Source organism: Streptomyces sp. NPDC054841 (genome assembly GCF_053611045.1).
This window is the reverse complement of sequence record NZ_JBSGZO010000206.1, coordinates 1-14,494: the sequence shown is the minus strand read 5'-3', so window position 1 is coordinate 14,494 and position 14,494 is coordinate 1. Positions and strand designations below refer to the sequence as shown.

Below are 14,494 nucleotides of genomic sequence, written 5' to 3'. Positions count from 1 at the left end.
CTGCGGCGCCTCCCGGTCAGGCGTCGAGCAGTTCGTACATCACGGAGAGCGGGAGGCCGGGGTTCGCCGCGGCATCCCCGGCCAACTCCTCGTCCACCAGCAGCGCGAGCAGCCGCGCGAGCGGCAGGCTGGGATGCCGGGCGGCAGCGGCCCGTATCCCGGGGTCCGGATCGCGGGTGAGCCGGTCGGCGAGGCCGGGCCCCAGCTCCGGATCGAGGGTCGCGAGCCGGCGTAGGGCAGGGTCCTCGGCGTCCGCGAAACGGTCCGCGAGTCCGTCGACCGGGAAGCCGGGGCGCGTCATCAGGTGGTCACGTTCCCGGCGCGTGTACTCCAGATAGCAGCGCAGCAGCAGCTCCGGCGGCGGGGCGGGATGGTTCTGGGCGAGCAGCACCCGGACGCCGAAGTCGTGGTCCGCGGCGAGGAGTTCGACGAGACCGGCGGGCAGTGCCGGGTCAGTGGCGGCTCGGCGCCGCAGCAGAGGGTGCGCGGAGTGCGCCATCGACGCCGTGGTCGCTGGGTCGTGCGAGGGACGCCGATGGTCCTCGACCGGTTCGAAGCCGTATTCGGAGCCTTCCTGGTCCACGGTGTAGTCGATCGCGGCCCGCTCCGCCTCGGTGAGCTCGGGGCGTACGGAGACGGCGGTACGCACCCGGGGGGCGGGGTCCCGGGCTAGCAGGTTCACCAACTCGCGGGCCAGGACGTCGCGACGGGCGACCTCCAGCCGGATCCCGGGGTCCGGGTCCCGCGCCATTCGCGCGACGACGTCGGGCGGGGTGGAGTAGTTGTGCGCGAGCACCCAGCGGCTGTCCCGCTCGGGATCGTCCAGCAGGCTGTCGACGACCGTCCGGGACAATCGGCAGTTGACCAGGAGATGACCACGCGCATGGCCGGTCCCCGCGTGCGGCAGCTGCCGGTCCGTCTCGTCCGCGTCGTCCCATGCGAGCCGCCGCTCCGCCGACCTGCGGACGGCCGGGTGGGGGTCGGCGAGAAGGGCTGCCCGGCGCTCCTCGGACAGCGACGGCCACATGCCCACGCTGCCCGACCGGACCGACGCCATGGGGTGGGTCGCGTGCCCGATCAGGACGCGAAGCGGTACCTGGCGGGAGAAGACGAGCTGCTGCAGCTCCTCGTTCCCGTACGTCGTGTACATCCGGTCGATGACCCAGTCCGGGAGCGGCCGTGTCGCCCACTGATGCCTCGGCCCGTCGGCGAGGCAGGTCCGCACGAACCAGTTGGGATCGTCCACCAGCCGCCCCCGCAGCTCCCCGTCCACATGGGGATTGCGGACGAATGCCGCACGGACGCGTGGTTCGGGATGCGCCACGATGGCGTCGACCACCGCGTCCGGCACCTGCCGCCGTTGTCGGCACAGCGGGCTCCACGCCTCCGCGTATTTCGCGTATTCCGGCTCCAGCAGCCGCAGGAGTACGTCGACGGGTGCGGCGGGATTGACCGCGAGTCCCCTCAGCGCGGCGGGATCGATCGCGAGCCCCTTCAGTGCGGCGGTCATACGCCCTCCTCGTACATCTCCTCGTACTCCGGGTAGGGCGTCGGCTCGGCGACCCAGCCCGCCGTCAGGACGAGGCGCGAGGTGCGGTGCACGGTCAGGAAGCCGAAGGGACGGTCGAATTCGGCATCGATGCGCTTGGTCAGATAGCGCGGCGGCGGGGGCATCCCGCCGGCCACGGCGGCGATGGCGGTCACGGACGCCGCCTCGAACCCTTCCGCGTCGAAGACGGCCAGCGCCGACTGCCGGGCCGACCCGACCGCCAGGGGCTCGGCACTGATCCCGGGAAAGTGTCCGTGCCGGTCGTCCATGGCCGTCGACAGTCCGAATGGCGCCGGCCGGCGCAGCAGGTCGTGGTCCGCGGTCAGGCGGAAGGGGCTCGTGCGTACGGACAGCTTCGGCTCGGGCGCGCTGCTCGGCACCGTCCTCACCTCCAGGCCGGGCCCGGGCTCCCTGGACGACAGGAGATCACCCGGGACGGTCCGGCAGGTGCCGGCGAGGACGGCGAGCCCCGCCTGGAGCACTTCAGCGGGTGCCATCTCCGGGTCGCCCAGCAGCAGATGGACGTCGACCCCGGTGTCGCCGAGCACCTTGAGGACGGTCAGCGGGCCGGCGGCCGTATGTGCCACCCCGACGCGGTCCAGCAGCGAGGTCCTCCGCACGAGGGCGAGCAGCTCGCGCCCCTGCCAGGGGCCGCGCTCGGGAAGCATCTCCCCTTCCCGGAAGGGCTGGAGCCACCTGAGCCGCAGGGCCTGGGCGGCCGCCAGCACCAGAAGGACGCCGTCGTCGAGGACGGTCGGCATCGAACCGATCAGCCCGTCCGTACGGTCCGACGCCCATGTGTCGAGCGCCTTGCGGTCGGCCTCCGCGTCCCCGCTGAGCACGCTCAGGGTGTGCGCGGGCAGTCCTGCCACCCAGCTCTCACGGAGCGGCAGGGCCGGCCTCGCCCAGAGCCCGACGGCCGAACGCGAGCCCCGTACGGACGCCAGCGCGGCCAGGAGGTCCCGCGCGGCCCACGCGGCGCCGTCGGCGCGCATGCCCACGGCGTCTTCCAGTTCGGCCCGGGCGGGCCCGTCCGCCGCGTCCGCGAGGAAGGCGAGCAGCGGCCAGACGCCGGTGGCCGAGAAGACCGTGTCTCCGGTTCCGGCGGTCGCCGCCCACCGTGCGGTGAGCCGGTTCACCGCACGTACGGAATCAGCTGCCGGCTGCATGACATCCCCCCGTACGATCCGCGCACGTGTTCGCATGATCTCTACGAGGAGCACCGTATCCGTGGTTCTGGCCTCTCCGCAGAGATCCTCGTCGCAGTCCTCGTCGCGGGGATCCTCGTCGCGGGGATCGTCATCGCAGGGATCCTGCTCGCAGAGGTCCTGGTCGCAGAGATCCAGAGGGGGCGGAGGGGCCGGCTCCCTCCGCCCCGGGCACTGCCCGGCACTGCCCGGCCCGGCCCGGCCCGGCACTGCCCGGTACCGCTACCGCCGCGTCAGCCCGCGGTCGATCGCCGTGATCAGCTCACCGTCCGGGGTGTCCCCGTCCAGGGACCAGAACATCGCGCCACCGAGCCCGCGGCCGCGGATGCATGCCGTCTTGGTGCGCAGCACCTGAGGATCGTCGTACGTCCACAGGGTCGTGCCGTCGAAGAGCCACGCATGACCGTTCCGGCGGTCGCGATGGACCCTGTACGTGCCCGAATCGGCCAGCTTCTTCAGGGCCTTGTAGTCCTCGTAGCCGGCCGCCCAGGTGGCCGGTGCCGGTCCGCTCGCCGGCTGGCCGAGCCCGTCGCCGCCGCCGGCGACGCCCGTCCAGCCCTGGCCGTAGAACGGCATGCCCATCACCAGCTTGTGGGCGGGCGCGCCGCGCCGCAGCCAGTCGCGGACGGTCTGGTGCCCTGCGGGCTGACTTTCCCGAAGGCGTAGTTGATGTGGGTGAGCTTGGCGGCGGTGCCGCTGCTCTCCAGGTCCTTGACCTGGAAGTCCCTGCCGTAGACACCCCATTGGGTGAAGTAGCCGACGCGCTTGTAGAGGTGGGCGGCAGGCGGCCGGTGGTCACGGTCCCCGTTCGCCGCAGCGGCGGGGGCGAGCGCGGTGAGAAGCGAGAGCGAGGCGGCGGCGGTGGTCAGCCGGGCAAGGGTTCTTCGGCGCATGAGGCTCATTCCTGTGCGTGTGCCGGAGGGATTCCGGAGCGGAGCGTGCTGCCGGGCGCGGTACGACAGGAAGGTGTTGGTCCGGACTATTGAGGTCAAGGATTCGATGCGCACCCGAGCGAGGCTCATCCCTATACCTGCGGTAACTGCCTGCGTAAAGAGCGGTCATCACTTCGGGTGAAACTCTGGCCCATGCTTGCGGGATGCAACCGTCGGTTGCCAGGCTGTTGCTGTCTGTCAAGCTGTTGGGAGTGGCCAGTGACATTCGGTGAGCAGCCCGCCTATCTGCGCGTTGCGAGCGATCTCCGCCAGAAGATCGTCAACGGCTCGCTGCCGCCGCGTACCCGCCTTCCCTCGCAGGCCAGGATCCGCGAGGAGTACGGAGTGTCGGACACCGTCGCGCTGGAGGCGCGCAAGGTGCTGATGGCCGAAGGTCTGGTCGAGGGCCGCTCCGGCTCGGGGACGTATGTGCGCGAGCGTCCGGTGCCGCGCCGTATCGCCCGCTCCGGCTACCGGCCGCCGGTAGGCGCCAATCCGTTCCGGCAGGAGCAGGCGGCGGAAGGCGCCCGCGGCACCTGGGAGTCCAGCAGTCAGCAGGAGCCGGCGAGCGCGGCGGTCGCCGCGCGGCTGGGGGTCGGGACGGGGGAGCGGGTGATGCGCACGCGGTACGTCTTCCGGGACGCCGGCGAGGCGATGATGCTCTCCACCTCCTGGGAGCCGCTCGCGGTCACGGGGCGCACGCCCGTGATGCTGCCCGAGGAGGGGCCGCTCGGCGGTTGCGGCGTCGTCGAGCGGATGGGTGCGATCGATGTCGTTGTGGACAACGTGGTGGAGGAGGTCGGCGCGCGGCCTGGGCTGGCGGATGAGCTCCTGACGCTCGGCGGTGTCCCGGGGCATGTGGTCATGGTCATCCAGCGGACGTACTACGCGTCGGGGCGGGCGGTGGAGACGGCGGACGTGGTGGTGCCGGCCGATCGCTACCGGATCGCCTACCACCTTCCGGTGCGGTGACCCGTGGGATCCCGGGACGCCTGGGTCGCTCGGCGCGGTGCACTCGGGGCTGCTGGGCCTCCTGCGGCGGGTGCCCTGGCGTCAGGCTCCTGACGTGCCCGTCCGCCCCCGCAATCCCGTCGGACGGCAGGGCGCCTCATGGTGGATGCAGTCACCCGTGACGCGCAGGCGCCCGCCGCGCAAGCGCAGTTACGCCGAACCCGCCGCCGACGAGGGCCGCGAGGGCCACTCGCTCCGCTGTGCCCCGCGCGCCTTCTCCGCCTGCTCCACCTTCTCCTCCTTCTCCATCTTCATCGCGGCCGGACTCGCGCTGGTGCTCCGCCCGTTGAACGCCTGGGCTGCGAAAGGCGCGTACCACCTGGCCCGCCCGAACCCGGCGAACAGCCCACCCCGCTGCCGAGGTCGACGACATCACGGCCACTCGCGCATGCGGGGTCCGCGAGCCGGCGTACGAGCTCCCGGACGTCACCGACTGCCCGGTCCGGCCGGGCCCGGTCTGCTCGCTGCGCTGCTCGCTCGACTCGCTCGACTCCGACTGCGGCGATGTGTGCCGCAAGGAGCCGTCCGCCGCCGGTCCGGTGGTGATGCCGATGCCGACGGTCCGCACGGACTGAGGCGGCCGAGCTGAGGCGAAGGGGGCGCACTCCGCCACGTGCGCCCCCTTTCGGCTGCTGTGCTCCTGGCCGGAACCGTATCTCTTCGTGAAAACACGCATCCGCTGAGTAAAGGTCAGGCGTAGGCTCAGGCATATGCAGAGTGGGGTTTCCTGGGGGTCGTCAGAGACGTGCAGGCCGGCGGCGGGAGGGGCGCGATGAGCGACGGTGGCGCGATGCTTCCCTGGCTGGTGATCCGTCAGGACGACAACGGCAATCGCTACCGCGTCGGCAGATACGCCACGCAGGACGAGGCGCAGCAGGTCGCCGACCGCCTCGACGGCCGCGGTCACAAGCAGCTCTACTGGGTGGAGCACATCGGGCAGACCGCACCCTCCTGAGTGCGCCGGCCCGAGCGGAGATCACCGCGGCGCGGGTTACGCTCCGGCGCATGACAGATCGTGTGACCGCTCGCGTCGTGGTGGCCGGCGCCGTGTACGACCAGGGGCGACTGCTCGCCGCTCGCCGCAGTGCCCCGCCCGAGCTGGCCGGTCGCTGGGAGCTGCCCGGCGGCAAGATGGAACCCGGTGAGACCCCCGAGCAGGCCCTCGTGCGCGAGCTGCGCGAGGAGCTCGGCGTCGAGGCCGAGCCGGTCGAACGGGTGCCCGGCGAGTGGCCCCTGGGGCCCGGCTATGTGCTCCAGGTCTGGACGGTGCGGCTGATCTCCGGTGAACCGCGCCCGCTGGAGGACCACGACGAGCTGCGCTGGGTACCCGCCGATGACCTGGATGCTGTGGACTGGCTGCCGCAGGACCGCCCCGCCGTCGAGGAGGCTGTGCGCCGACGCCCTTCAGGCTCCTTCGGCTCCTTCGGCTCCTAGGGCTCCTCGAATGGTGCACGTGGCTGACGGTGTACGCCGTTCGTGCCACCGTGCGCCCCTCCCGGCGATAGCCTGCCTCAAATATCGGGTATGAGCTGATTAACCCTCCGAAAGCGGACATGGTTCAGCGGCTGGTCTGGGAAGTGGTCGGGTTGATCGACACCGAAGGCGAATGCGCCGAGTGGACCTTCCCTGCCGAGGCCGATGCGGTACGCACTGCCCGCCATGTCGTCCGCGACACCCTGCGCGCCTGGGGCCTGGACACCGGGATCTGCGATGTGACGGTGCTCCTGGTCAGCGAACTCGTGACCAATTCTCTTCGGTACACCTCGGGTCCCATCGGTGTCCGCCTGGTCCGGCCGAGCGACGACGGGATGAGCCCGCCGCCCCGCCCCGCGCTCCGGGTGGAGGTCTCCGATCCCCTTCCGGATCCGCCCCTGGAACGCCCCGCCGGACCTGATGACGAGGGCGGACGCGGGCTCCAGCTGGTGGCCTGTACGGCCCGGCGGTGGGGTACGCGGCGCGGCAGAACGGGCAAGACCGTGTGGTTCGAGCTGCCCTTGCCGGGTTAGAAGTGTGAGGGGAGAACGATCATTGCGTGCTCGGCTCAAAACGAACGAGACCGTGCTGTGATCGTGAACGCCGTGCCGCCAGGGGCCGTAGTGCTGAATACTGCGGGCATGGCCGGTCCGGTGCGGTGAGCTGGAGGGGACGGTCGCGTGAGCGAGATACCTGAGACGGCGAGCGGCGTGGTGTGGCAGAGCAGTCCGCCCGGCTCGATTTACGACTACATCAAAGTCGCGTCTTTCTCGATCGGCCCGGACGGCCTGGTCGACCAGTGGAGCCGGCGTGCGGCCGAGCAGTTCGGCATCCGGCCCGACGAAGTCAGGGGCAAGGACCCGGTCGATGTGTTCATGCCGTCCGAACTTCGCTCGCGGGGACACCGCAAGGTCGCCGAGATCCTGGACGGCAAGGAGTGGACGGGCCTCGTCCCTTTCCGGTTGCCGGGTGAGGGCGGCGCGCACGGGCTCGCTGAGATGTACGTCATGCCGAGCGAGACGGAGGACGGCGAGCGGGCCGCTCTCTGTATCGTCGTCGACGTCCGCGCCCTGCGCCGGATAGAGACTGATCTCGCCGCTTCGCAGGCTATTTTCGGTCAATCTCCTTTTGGCTTCCTCCTGTTCGGTACGGACCTCACCGTGCTGCGTGCCAATCAGCGCTTCGCGACCGTCTTCGGAGGCGCGGCGGAGGACCACCGCGGCCGCACCGTGTACGACTATCTCTCGCGGCCCGAGGCCGAGCGGATGACCGCCGCACTCCAGCGCGTCCTGGAGACAGGCGAGTCCGTCACCGATCTGCAGATCGTCGGCACCGCTCCCGGAAGCACCGAGCGCCGCCACTGGTCCATCAACCTCTATCGCGTGCACAGCGGGTCCGGCCGCCCCATCGGGGTCGCCGGACTCGGCATCGACGTGACCCGGCGTCACATCGCCGCCCGCGAGGCCGCCAGCGCCCGTCGCAATCTCGCCCTCCTCAACGAGGCCAGCGCCCGTATCGGCAACTCCCTGGATCTGGAGACCACCGCCCGGGAACTTCTCGACGTCGCCGTCCCCGGCTTCTGCGACCTCGCCTCCGTCGACCTCTACCAGGGACTGCTCACCGGTGACGAGGCCCCGCCCGGGCAATGGGGCTCCTCCCACCCCGATGGGTACAGCGGCAGTGCCGAGCTGCGCCGGGTCGCCTTCGCCAGCGCCGTGTCCGAAGCCCTGCTCGCCGGCTCCGGCGCCGGAACGCCGGCCACACCCCAGGTCGGTGCCGTCCACCGCTACCCGTTCAGCTCGGCCTGCGCCGGGGCCCTGCGCTCCGCCCGCGTCCGGGCCATCCCCGGCGAGGAGGGCAGCCTCGTCCAGTCCACCCTCGCCGTGCCGATGGTCGCGCACGACACGGTCGTCGGACTCGTCCAGTTCTCCCGGGCGAAGGGCAGCGAGCCCTTCGGGGAACGGGACCGGGCGCTCGCCGTCGAGCTGGCCGCCCGCGCTGCGGTCTGTATCGACAACGCCCGCCTCTACCGCCGCGAGCACGAGCGGGCTCTGATCCTCCAGCGCAGCCTCCTGCCGCCCGGAGACCCGGAGGCCGCCGGTCTCGACATCGCCTGCCGCTATCTGCCGGGCAACACCGCCACCGAGGTGGGCGGCGACTGGTTCGACGTCATCGAACTGCCCGGACATCGCACCGCCCTTGTCGTCGGTGATGTCATGGGGCGCGGGCTGCGGGCCGCCGTCGCCATGGGCGAACTGCGCACCGCGGTACGCACCTTGGCACTGCTCGACCTGGAGCCCGCCGAGGTGCTCTCCGCACTCGACGAGATCGCCCGCGGACTCGGCACCCCGAGCGGCGCCCAGCAAGCCTCCCGGGTCGCCCACAAGTCCCGCGGCCCCGAGCTCTCCGAGGTCTATCTGGCGACCTGCGTGTACGCCGTGTACGACCCGGTGACCAGACGCTGCACCTTCGCCAACGCGGGCCATCTGCCGCCCGTACTCGTCGAGCCCGGCGAGGAGGCGCTGCTGCTCGACGTGCCGCCGGGCATGCCGCTCGGAGTGGGCGGCGAACCCTTCGAGGAGGTCCAGGTCGAGCTGCCGGAGGGCGCACTGCTCGCGCTGTACACGGACGGCCTCGTCGAATCCCGGGACCATCCGCTCGACGAGGGCCTCGGCGCCTTCCGCAGGGCGCTCACCGATCCCGCCCCCGCCTTCGTCGGCGGGGCCTCCGCCCGATCGCTGGAGGACGTCTGCGACCACGTCCTCAGCACCCTCGACACCCGCCACGGCGAGGACGACATCGCCCTGCTGATGGCCCGCATCCAGGGGATGCCCAGCGAGGCGGTGGGCGACTGGCGGCTGCCCCGCGAACCCCGCTCGGTGGGCCGTGCCCGTGAGCTGGCCCGGGCTCAGCTGGTCGCCTGGGATCTCGAACCGCTCGTGGACACGGTCGAACTGCTCGTCAGCGAACTCGTCACCAACGCGCTGCGCTACGGCGAGGGCGAGATCCGGCTGCGGCTGCTGCGCGACCGTACCCTCGTCTGCGAGGTGTGGGACGCCGGTCTCGTACAGCCCCGGCGCCGGCGCGCCCGGGACACCGACGAGGGCGGCCGCGGACTCCAGCTCGTCGGCCTGCTGAGCGCGGCCTGGGGCTCGCGCCGAACCCACCGGGGAAAGACCGTGTGGTTCGAACTCGCCCTGCCGGACGGGGACTCGGCGGCCGAGCCGAGCGTGGAACAGCTCCTCAGCATGTTCTGACCGGGGCACCCGCCACGGCGGTCGGGGCCGGGATTCCTGCCACAGCGGTCGGGGCCGGGGCTCCTGTCGCTGCCCAGGGGTCCGGGGCGGCCCGGCGCGCGGCGGCATGCCGCGCTTCCGCCCGCCACGGGCCGCTACGCGGCTTTCAGGGCGGCCAGTCGTGCCTCGATCTCGGCGCTGTCGCCCAGGGCGTCCAGCTGCTCGAACTGGGCGTCCAGCGACGAGGCGGCGAGCTCCTGCTTGCCCATCGCCTTCGCCTCCTCCCGGCGCACCTTGTCCTCGAAGCGGTTGAGCTCGCTCGTCGGGTCCAGCACATCGATGTTCTTGACCGCGTCCATCATCTGGTTCTGCGCCTGGGCCGACTTGGCCCGGGCCACCAGCTCGTCCCGCTTGGCCTGGAGCTCGCCGAGCTTCGCCTTCATCTGGTCGAGGCCTGTTTTGAGCTTGTCCACGACCTCCGTCTGCGTGGCGATCGTCGGCTCGGCGGTCTTCGCCTCCCTCTCGGACTGCAACTGCCGCTGCAGCGCCACCTTCGCGAGGTTGTCGAACCTGTCGGCGTCCGCACTCTGCCCGGAGGCTCGCAGCTCGTCGGCCTTCCGGCTCGCGGCCAGCGCCTTGCCGCCCCACTCCTTTGCCGCGTTCACATCCTCCTGGTGGTCCTGCTCCATCAGGCGCAGATTGCCGATGGTGCTCGCCACCGCCTGCTCCGCCTCCGCGATGTTGTTCGTGTAGTCCCGGATCAGCTGGTCGAGCATCTTCTGCGGGTCCTCGGCCTGGTCCAGGAGCGCGTTGATGTTGGCCTTCGCCAGCTGGGCGACACGGCCGAGGATGGTCTGCTTGGTCATGGCACTTCTCCTTGTGCGGAATGCGAGTCGGTCGAAGTCGGATCGGGAGCCGATTCCGGAGTCCGGTCCGGAGTTCAGTTCGGAGTCCAGTTCGAAGTCGGAGCAGGAAGAGAACCGCGTCAGAAACGGCCACCGCCGCCCAGCCGGCCGCGTGTGCCCCCGCCCCCGAAACTGCCCGGGCCGCCGCCGAAGCCACCGCCCCCCAGACCCCCGCCATAGCCCCCGCCTCCTCTCTGTCCGCCCCCGCCGCCGAACAGGCCGCCGAGGATGATCCCGCCGAGCACCGCACCGCCGAGCCCGCCTCCACCTCCTTGTACACCGCCCGGGCCGAACGGGTTCCCGTACGAGCGGACGTCCTGCTCGGCGAGGCTCTGCGCCTGCTGGGCGAGTGCGTCCGCCTGATGCACCTCGGCCAGCGCACCCTGGGCGTCGTCCGCCTCCGCGAGTTCCCGCGACCGCTCCAGCCGGCGCTGTGCCTCCGTGAGCCGGGTGCGGGCCTGCGACCCGACCGCCCCGCGGTGCGTCGTGATGAAGTCCACGGCCGCCCCGATCGTGGAGCGGGCGGTCAGCGTCGCCTGGTCCAGCAGCGTGCGGGCCCGGCGCGCGCCCTCCTCGCGCTCCCGCGCGCCTGCCAGGGCCTCGTCCAGCGCGGCGTCCGCCTCCTCGATCCGGCGCAACGCGTCGATCGGGTCGTACGGACCGGCGTCCGTCGCCCGCAGCACATCGGCGAGTACCGTCTCCGCCCGGGCGATCCGGCCCTGGAGATCGGCCGTGGACACCCCCTCCGCCGTACCCTTCAGCAGGCCCCGCGCTTCGGCCAGATCCGCCTGCGTCTCGGTGAGCGCACCCGGCAGCTTCCCAGCCGCCTCCGCGAGTTCCCGGGCGCGCCGGTCGACGGCGTCGACGAGCCGTCCGGCCTGGTCGACCGCGCCTTCCGCGGCGCGGACGTGCACGGCCGCCGTGGCGTTGTCGGCCGTGTCCGCGGACTGCCGCGCCTGGTCGAGCGCGGTCTTCGCGAACAGCAGCCGCTCCTTGGCCTGTTCGACATCGCTGATGACGGGAGCGGCGGCGGACTCGGCGTACCGCTGCCGCATGACGGCGAGGGTGGCCTCCGCCGTGTCCGCCCGCCCGCTGAGCTCCTGGTAGGCGGACTCGGCCGTGGCGAGGGCCTGCGGGGCGTTCTCCTCCAGGGCGCGGAGCCGGTCGAAGTCCTCCGACTCCTCGTCCAGTCGCCGATTGGCCTCCGCGCAACGGGAGATGATCTCCTCCAGCATCCGCCGCCGGGTCGTGTCGTCCTCCGGAAAGGCGTCGTCGAGCGCCTGCCGCAGCCGGAACGCTGCCGTCAGCTCGCTCTGCGCGTACGCCACCGCGTCGGTGAACGGTTTCGCGGCCTCCTCACCGAACTGCGCCGTCGCGAAACCGAGTTCCTCGTGGCTCGTGCGGAGCGCGTCGTCCGTCTCCACGAGCGTCTGCTTCGCCCGGGCGTCCAGCTCGGGCAGCGGCGTCGGAGAGGGTTCCTCCGGCGCGCCCCAGCCCTTCCCGCCGCCCGGGGTGGTCCGTTCGGCGATCCGTCTCTTGCGCCTTCTGTACGCGTACGCGGCGATGACGCCCGCCCCTCCGAGCACGGCCACCGGCAGGATCAGGTCGGTGGCCGAGGCCCCCTCTCCGCCGCCGGGGTCGGCCTGCCCGGGCGTGATCGACGGCGTGGGCACGGGCTGCCCCCCGAGCACGGCGGCGTAGCCGTTCGCGGCACCGATCGCGGCACCGGCCCAGTCGTTCTGCCGGAGCGCCGGCTCGATCGCGGTCTGCGCGACCTCGTCGAGCTGTGCCTGGGTGAGGCGGGAGTCCGGGTCGGCGGAGTACGCGTACTGCCGGTCGCGCGTCGCGACCGCGAGCAGCAGGTCGTCGAGCCCCAGGCCGTTCTTCGTCGCGGTCGCGTCGGCCCAGCTCTGCGGCGAGCGGCCGGAGAAGTCATGTACGTACACGACGAAGAGCTGGACGCGCTGCTCGTCGTAGAGCCGGTCGAGAGCCTGCGCCACCTGGCCCTCCTGGTCCCCGAGCGCATCGACCCGGTCGGTGATCTGGCCCTGGCGGGACAGCTGCACCGGATCCTCCGCACGGGCATCCTGAGCGGCGGGCATGACGAACCACCACGCCGCCACCAGCATGGCCAGCAGGACCCGGGTGGCTATTCGCGTCACGTTTGGGAGGCTATGTCCGTGGCCTGGGTCGCGCGACCGGACGGCCTGCGGCCCCGCCGGAAAATCCCGGGCCCGCCCGGCCCGCCGTCCCTAGCCTGGTGGGCATGGGCGAGGGGACGCAGAACATATGGACCGGGGTGCGCGAGCGGGTGACCGCGCTGCGCAAGCACGGCAGGGCACGCGAGGTCTTCGGCGCCCGGGGGCACGGCTTCGAGCTCCGGCCGCCGATGCGCGAGCAGGACGTGCGCTCGCTCGAGGCCGGGCTGGGCTCGGAACTTCCGGCCGAGTACCGCAGCTTTCTGCTGACGGTGGGCGCCGGCGGCGCCGGGCCGGACTACGGCCTGACCACACCGCACTACAAGGACGGCCGCTGGGCCTGGCGCGGTGTCGGCCTGGCCTTCCCCGGAACAGAAACGGCCGTCGCCGACGCGGGCCGGCCCTTCGCCCCGGAAGAAGTGCAGCGGCAACTCGACGCGTACGACGACGAGGAGCCGGAGCGGGACGCCTACCCGGACGAGGAGGAGTTCCGGCGGGCACACCGGGCCTGGGACGACCGGTACGAGGAGCTCTACGACGCCCAGACCGCCGGATCCGTCTTCATCAGCGAGCAGGGCTGCGGCTACGACTCGCTGCTGGTCATGACGGGGGAGCACCGCGGCACGGTCTGGGACGACGTGCGGGCCTGTGACGGCGGGGTCGTGCCGAAGGGCCGCGGATTCGCCGCTTGGTACCTGGACTGGCTGGCCCGTGCCGAGCGTGATGTGCACGGTGCGTGACCGTCACTGTCAGTGGTGGCGTCTAGGGTTGGAGATCATTCGGCACTGCTGACGGGGGATCCGGTGAACGTAGAACCGCGCGCCATTCTGCGGCGCGCCCGCGCCCGGCTCGGGAACCTGCGCTTCGGGGGCCTGCGCTCCGGGAATCCGTGGCGCGGGAGCCCGAGGTCCGGGAGCTCGTGGCTGAGATGGCCCAGACGGATCGCCGTCGCGCTCGTCATGCTGCTGGTCGTGCCCGCCCTCACCGGAGCCGCCGCGCTGCGGTGGAACTATGCGGGGGAGTACGAGAAGGGCACGAAGACCCGCGGCAAGGACGCCGTCTGGCTGGGTCACGCCTGGGTGGACGGCCGGAAGAAGGACGCCGACCTGGACGCCTTCGCCGCGCGGATCCGGGGGACCGGGATACGGGACCTGTACGTGCACGCCGGACCGCTGGAGCACGACGGTACGCTGCCCGCCGCGCGGTATCCGCGTGCGAGGTGGCTGATCGACGGTGTGCACCGGAAGCTGCCGGGCGTGCGGGTGCAGGCCTGGCTCGGCGACAAGCTGGCCACCGAGTCGCCGGACGGGCTGCGCCTGCCCGACGCGGCCACCCGTGACGCGGTCGTACGCTCCACGGCCCAGATCCTGGACGCGGGCTTCGACGGCGTCCACTTCGACCTGGAGCCCCTGCACTCCGGCGACCGTGACTATCTGTCACTCCTCGACGATCTGCGTGTCCTCACCAAGAAGCGCAGGGCCCCGCTGTCCGTCGCCGCGCACCAGATAGACCCCCTGCCGGCCGCGCACTCGGCTGCGGGCCGGGTCACCGGCAGCCCCAAGTGGTGGTCGCAGGAGTTCTTCGGCGAAGTGGCCCGCCGGGTCGACCAGATAGCCGTCATGTCGTACGACACGTGGATGCCGCTGGAGAGCCTGTACGGCGGTTATGTCGCCCAGCAGACGGCTCTCGCGCTCGAAGTCACGCCGCAGGGCACCGACTTGCTGATGGGGCTGCCGTTCTTCCACGAGGACGACCTCGGCCACTGGGAGAACGCGGAGACGGTGGCCGCGGCGATCCGGGGCACGCGACTCGGGCTCGGACGAACGGACCGCGAGCGGGAGCGGTTCGGGGTGGCACTGTACGTCGACTTCGCGGCGGAGGAGGGGGACTGGGCGGCGTACCGGGAGGGCTGGCACTGACCGGACGTGGTGCGGATCGGCCCGCGGTGCCGGAGCGCCCACCGGTGCCGTCCGGGCGCGGCC

Annotated in this window: 12 protein-coding genes and 1 pseudogene; 7 read left to right on the top strand and 6 right to left on the bottom strand. The window is 71.9% G+C overall.

The annotated features are described in order from the left end of the window. Window positions 1-16 precede the first annotated feature (16 nt). From ACWGI8_RS25050 to ACWGI8_RS25035, 4 genes and pseudogenes are all read right to left on the bottom strand, one after another. Window positions 17-1,510, bottom strand: a complete 1,494-nt coding sequence (locus tag ACWGI8_RS25050) for a translation initiation factor 2 (protein ID WP_453664126.1) — start codon at window positions 1,508-1,510, stop codon at window positions 17-19. Continuing rightward, the gene (locus ACWGI8_RS25045; RefSeq protein ID WP_453664124.1) at window positions 1,507-2,718 is read right to left on the bottom strand and encodes a serpin family protein; all 1,212 of its coding nucleotides are present in this window, start codon (window positions 2,716-2,718) and stop codon (window positions 1,507-1,509) included. The genes ACWGI8_RS25050 and ACWGI8_RS25045 overlap by 4 nt, the downstream gene beginning before the upstream one ends. Window positions 2,719-2,979: 261 nt before the next feature. After that, window positions 2,980-3,390 (bottom strand): annotated as a pseudogene (locus tag ACWGI8_RS25040) (glycosyl hydrolase family 18 protein); the annotation flags it as partial. Further along, window positions 3,339-3,650 (bottom strand): hypothetical protein, encoded by a 312-nt coding sequence (locus ACWGI8_RS25035; RefSeq protein WP_453664123.1) that lies wholly within the window; start codon window positions 3,648-3,650, stop codon window positions 3,339-3,341. The pseudogene ACWGI8_RS25040 and the gene ACWGI8_RS25035, both read right to left, overlap by 52 nt. 258 nt (window positions 3,651-3,908) lie before the next feature. On the opposite strand from ACWGI8_RS25035, the gene ACWGI8_RS25030 reads away from it, so the two are divergent. The 5 genes from ACWGI8_RS25030 to ACWGI8_RS25010 all read left to right on the top strand — a co-directional run bounded on the left by ACWGI8_RS25030 (window position 3,909) and on the right by ACWGI8_RS25010 (window position 9,430). Then, window positions 3,909-4,661 (top strand): GntR family transcriptional regulator, encoded by a 753-nt coding sequence (locus ACWGI8_RS25030; protein ID WP_453664122.1) that lies wholly within the window; start codon window positions 3,909-3,911, stop codon window positions 4,659-4,661. A gap of 811 nt (window positions 4,662-5,472) precedes the next feature. Next, entirely contained in the window at window positions 5,473-5,655 is a 183-nt protein-coding gene (locus ACWGI8_RS25025) for an SPOR domain-containing protein (protein WP_453664120.1), read from the top strand. Between the two features lie 50 nt (window positions 5,656-5,705). Then, entirely contained in the window at window positions 5,706-6,134 is a 429-nt protein-coding gene (locus ACWGI8_RS25020) for a (deoxy)nucleoside triphosphate pyrophosphohydrolase (RefSeq protein WP_453664118.1), read from the top strand. Window positions 6,135-6,277: 143 nt separating this feature from the next. Further along, window positions 6,278-6,706, top strand: coding sequence for an ATP-binding protein (locus tag ACWGI8_RS25015; protein ID WP_453664130.1), 429 nt, complete (start codon window positions 6,278-6,280; stop codon window positions 6,704-6,706). A 147-nt stretch (window positions 6,707-6,853) separates the two neighbouring features. Beyond that, window positions 6,854-9,430 carry a SpoIIE family protein phosphatase gene (locus tag ACWGI8_RS25010; RefSeq protein ID WP_453664116.1) on the top strand — a complete coding sequence of 859 codons (2,577 nt, stop codon included), beginning with the start codon at window positions 6,854-6,856 and terminating at the stop codon, window positions 9,428-9,430. Between the two features lie 134 nt (window positions 9,431-9,564). Here the strand turns inward: ACWGI8_RS25010 and ACWGI8_RS25005 are convergent, their stop codons facing one another. After that, window positions 9,565-10,275, bottom strand: a complete 711-nt coding sequence (locus ACWGI8_RS25005) for a PspA/IM30 family protein (protein ID WP_453664115.1) — start codon at window positions 10,273-10,275, stop codon at window positions 9,565-9,567. A 119-nt stretch (window positions 10,276-10,394) separates the two neighbouring features. Next, window positions 10,395-12,443, bottom strand: coding sequence for a TPM domain-containing protein (locus ACWGI8_RS25000; RefSeq protein ID WP_453664129.1), 2,049 nt, complete (start codon window positions 12,441-12,443; stop codon window positions 10,395-10,397). 137 nt (window positions 12,444-12,580) lie between these two features. Here ACWGI8_RS25000 and ACWGI8_RS24995 point away from each other — a divergent pair, with 137 nt between their 5' ends. Both ACWGI8_RS24995 and ACWGI8_RS24990 read left to right on the top strand, forming a co-directional pair. Further along, a complete protein-coding gene (locus ACWGI8_RS24995) occupies window positions 12,581-13,252 on the top strand; it encodes an SMI1/KNR4 family protein (RefSeq protein ID WP_453664113.1) in 672 nt (223 codons plus the stop codon). A gap of 219 nt (window positions 13,253-13,471) precedes the next feature. Next, window positions 13,472-14,431 carry a hypothetical protein gene (locus ACWGI8_RS24990; RefSeq protein ID WP_453664128.1) on the top strand — a complete coding sequence of 320 codons (960 nt, stop codon included), beginning with the start codon at window positions 13,472-13,474 and terminating at the stop codon, window positions 14,429-14,431. The last annotated feature ends 63 nt before the right edge of the window (window positions 14,432-14,494 follow it).

What these genes read in the sequence shown, in the direction of transcription:
- ACWGI8_RS24990 (WP_453664128.1), top strand. Translation starts at nt 13,472, where the DNA reads ATGCTGCTGGTCGTGCCCGCCCTCACCGGAGCCGCCGCGCTGCGGTGG.
- ACWGI8_RS25050 (WP_453664126.1), bottom strand. Translation starts at nt 1,510, where the DNA reads ATGACCGCCGCACTGAAGGGGCTCGCGATCGATCCCGCCGCGCTGAGG.
- ACWGI8_RS25035 (WP_453664123.1), bottom strand. Translation starts at nt 3,650, where the DNA reads ATGCGCCGAAGAACCCTTGCCCGGCTGACCACCGCCGCCGCCTCGCTC.
- ACWGI8_RS25025 (WP_453664120.1), top strand. Translation starts at nt 5,473, where the DNA reads ATGAGCGACGGTGGCGCGATGCTTCCCTGGCTGGTGATCCGTCAGGAC.
- ACWGI8_RS25000 (WP_453664129.1), bottom strand. Translation starts at nt 12,443, where the DNA reads ATGCTGGTGGCGGCGTGGTGGTTCGTCATGCCCGCCGCTCAGGATGCC.
- ACWGI8_RS25005 (WP_453664115.1), bottom strand. Translation starts at nt 10,275, where the DNA reads ATGACCAAGCAGACCATCCTCGGCCGTGTCGCCCAGCTGGCGAAGGCC.
- ACWGI8_RS25020 (WP_453664118.1), top strand. Translation starts at nt 5,706, where the DNA reads ATGACAGATCGTGTGACCGCTCGCGTCGTGGTGGCCGGCGCCGTGTAC.
- ACWGI8_RS25045 (WP_453664124.1), bottom strand. Translation starts at nt 2,718, where the DNA reads ATGCAGCCGGCAGCTGATTCCGTACGTGCGGTGAACCGGCTCACCGCA.
- ACWGI8_RS24995 (WP_453664113.1), top strand. Translation starts at nt 12,581, where the DNA reads ATGGGCGAGGGGACGCAGAACATATGGACCGGGGTGCGCGAGCGGGTG.